A 3,206-nucleotide genomic window follows, 5' to 3' on the forward strand; every position below is an offset into this window, starting at 1 on the left:
ATGCAGGAGCTCTTTAGCGAGATCCTTTTTTCACAATCAGGGGGCAAGGTCGACCCTTGGTACAGTCCCCATCTGCGCGATAGCATGATTGATCCTGAAAATCGGGTGCTTGAAACCACTATGCGGGGTGATGCTGCGCCCCTTCCGATTATGGCGTTCTGGTGCAACCTCCCTTTCACAGCCTTTAAATCATCGTGCCCGCTAGGAACCTGTAAGTGGCCAGATGCACACCGAGAGATAGAATGTTGCTACTCTCGACCAACAACTCCCTACAAACAACTAATCACCGATTCAAACTTTAAGGCGTGCTGCGTGAGGGATGCTAATAAATTCGACTCCTCTGAAAAGATCGCCTGCCAATATCCAGATGGCAAAGGCTGGGCCGGACTGTTCGAATACTATTATCCTACTTCTGCTCTGGGGTGGGAGAACGACCGCACAACAACGATGATAGTTGATAAGGATAAGGTCTCTAAGTGTGTAGATCAAGCCAAGCCGTTAATGGAGGGACCGGAGGCCGCAGATTGGGTTACTAAAGCTATCAATAAGAACATTAAGGCGGCCGAGAATCGCTCTATCGGCGGCTCCGATGGAGATGACGGTAACGTTAAGGGTGCGGTCTCTAAGATTATCAAAGATGTGCGCCCCAATGATAAAAATAAAAATCTGCGCTTCGCCGATAGCCTACAGAGCGAGGGGCTCACCCTACGGGTGAACCTGGCCGCTATGGATACAAAGGAGCGCGAGGATCTTGCCAAGCGCTTCTGTATGCATCCCAAACAGTTTATGAAGTTAATGAACCCTCCCCATGACCTACTGCAACTAGGAGGTGGCGCAGATAGAAAGAGTCTAGATAAGATCCCTGTTTGGTCGAACTACTGTCCAAAGGGGGTAAATCTGATGACCAAGGCTGAGAATAGCAACTTAACTAACGTAGATGGAACCCCAACTGACTTTATTGCGGGCATGAAGGCCTGGAAGGATGATCCACTATACTGCCAACGCATGAACCTTCAGAACGAAAATATGGGTATCACCGGAATAGGTGAGGTGATCAAGAAGAGCCAGGGCCAGAGACAAACAGAGGCCTCGGTTGGATACACCTGCCGTAACGGCGGAAAGCTTAACGGCGGTATGGTTCCGGTAACCCTTAACCGTCATGCGGCTGTTGAGCGCCGCACCGCGATAGCAGATCACGCACTTGGATTCCTGATCGCTGGGGGGCTAGCCGAAGGCATGATAGATAAGCCAGTTCCTGGGAAAACAGGTGGGCGGAAATCATACTATAAACGCTTTGAGCCCATGCCGTACTCTAGGAAGGCTCAGCTTTTTATCGGCAAGAAGTTTAAGGGGGGGGACACCAACGAACTTGGTGACCCTTGTGATCCGCTTTCAGGAGAAGACTATCAGTTTAAGAACATGTCGGATCAGCTCTATCTGAGCGATAAGAAGGAAACCAATAAGAATTTGACCCAGGATAAGATTATTAACCAAGAGGGCAAGAAGGGCGAGGAGTTTAACAGGTACGTGCAGAATTGGGCCAAGAACGACGAAGAGTCTCAGAAAAAGATCGCAGAGCGGGGCCTAGACAGTAAATCTCAGAACTACGCCGCCCCGTTTCGAATCTTTGCAACCTGCCCTCTGGGATTTACACGGTGGGAGCCACAGGGGAATCCTCAACTAACAATCAATCTAAATCTGCTATGTCGTCAAGAGAACTTTGGCGGGGCCCCCTAGTGCGCATAACGGTGCTGCAACGATACCTGTATAGTGTGTGCCTTGTAGCGCTCCTAATAGCACCACGCTCAATTTACGCAGAACCAACTGTTTCCAAAGATTTCTACAGTCAGGACTATGCGGGGGCTCCCTCTATTGAGCAGGGGGGTGCTGCGCCTAGAACGAGCGTTCCGATCAGGCGTCGCACCCCGATACAGGCCCGTACACAAGCTAGTCGCAACAATACGAACACTACAAACACTACAAACAATAGAACAGCATCTAATGGGCCAGGACCTGCCGCATTAGCCGCATCAAAAAAGCGGGCTAAAATTGTCTTATCGCTCTACGTAAACTCTCTCGATAAACAGCACCTAGAGCAGGTCATAGCTGTGGCGCTACGGATTATGGATGAGAAACGTGGCCTTGTAATAAATGTGCAGCACGTCGGAGACTACCGCAACGTTTCACCGGAGCTGCAAGCGGAGCTCACCAAACGGGGCATACAGCTCTATGCCGCAGGGCTACCCGACGAATCGTTTCAGATTACCACCTCACCTGCCTGGTTTCTTTACACACCACAGGGCGAGCGCATAGTTGAGGGGATGATCGATATCGGCCGTTTTATTGACGAATGGGGCGAGTACAGAGCTGTTGCAGCAGATGAGCCCCAAATAATAGATGAGCTATCAAAATTTTAGGGTATGAAGAGACAACGACACACCTATCGCTGGTTATCCCTCATAGCACTGACGCTTTGGCTCGCCCTGCTTGTAGCTCCCTATCGATCATCAGAGGCGCAGATCTCAGAGCAGGAGCTACTCGCTCAGATCGAAGCGGCTCGTAAGCAAGGGGTTGTAATTACTGATCAGCAGGTGAATGAAGCGTTAGGGATGGTGCGCCAGTATCAGCGCAACTCTCAATCCATCTTAGGTGAGCCGGAGCGCTATAACTTACCCGAGCAACGCGATGCAAATGGTGAGCCCAAGCCACCCATCTCACATGTCAGGGGCGCGGAGGGTCTACCCTTTCCAAAGTCAGAAGATATCGTGTACGAAGCACTACCAACCCCCATGCCGTACGTTGAAACACCGGCTCCTGCATGGAGCCCAGTCCCATATAAGAGGCCGGGGCGCTGCGAATCAAACAGCACACAGCGGGTTCCTCTCTATCCTGATGCGGATACCAATCCAACTAAAAAGGAGGGGGATCCTGATGAGAAAGAGCTACTCTACGATTACCTCTTTATCGCCGAAGATCTCGTTCCGTATGACTCTACAGAGGTCTTTGGTCTCGATACGGTCCTACGACCTTACGGGCCAAAGTCAGGCGAGGCGGTCTATACGCGTATGGAGATCTACAACGTGCCGTGCGTTCCCTATCGAATACGGATGACGAATAAGGCGCACTATTACGACACTGGACTTAACGCGCTTAAGAACTACGATGGCAGGCACTCAGGTGTTGGGGTTTTAAGCAAATGGATGACG

At 50.8% G+C, this 3,206-nt stretch carries 3 protein-coding genes; all 3 read left to right on the forward strand.

Annotated elements, in window-relative coordinates:
• Positions 1 to 1,737 (forward strand): hypothetical protein (locus NTV65_07635; GenBank protein MCX6115068.1); only part of this gene is annotated, 1,737 nt, incomplete at its 5' end.
• A complete protein-coding gene (locus NTV65_07640) occupies positions 1,704 to 2,417 on the forward strand; it encodes a hypothetical protein (GenBank protein MCX6115069.1) in 714 nt (237 codons plus the stop codon). The genes NTV65_07635 and NTV65_07640, both read left to right, overlap by 34 nt.
• 3 nt (positions 2,418 to 2,420) lie before the next feature.
• Positions 2,421 to 3,206: hypothetical protein (locus NTV65_07645; protein MCX6115070.1), on the forward strand; the 786-nt coding region annotated here is incomplete at its 3' end.

This window comes from Pseudomonadota bacterium (assembly GCA_026390555.1).
Lineage (GTDB): Bacteria > Bdellovibrionota_C > UBA2361 > UBA2361 > OMII01 > OMII01.

Bases quoted from the DNA above. Each gene is read 5' to 3' on its own strand.
- NTV65_07640 (MCX6115069.1), top strand. From the start codon at position 1,704: ATGTCGTCAAGAGAACTTTGGCGGGGCCCCCTAGTGCGCATAACGGTG.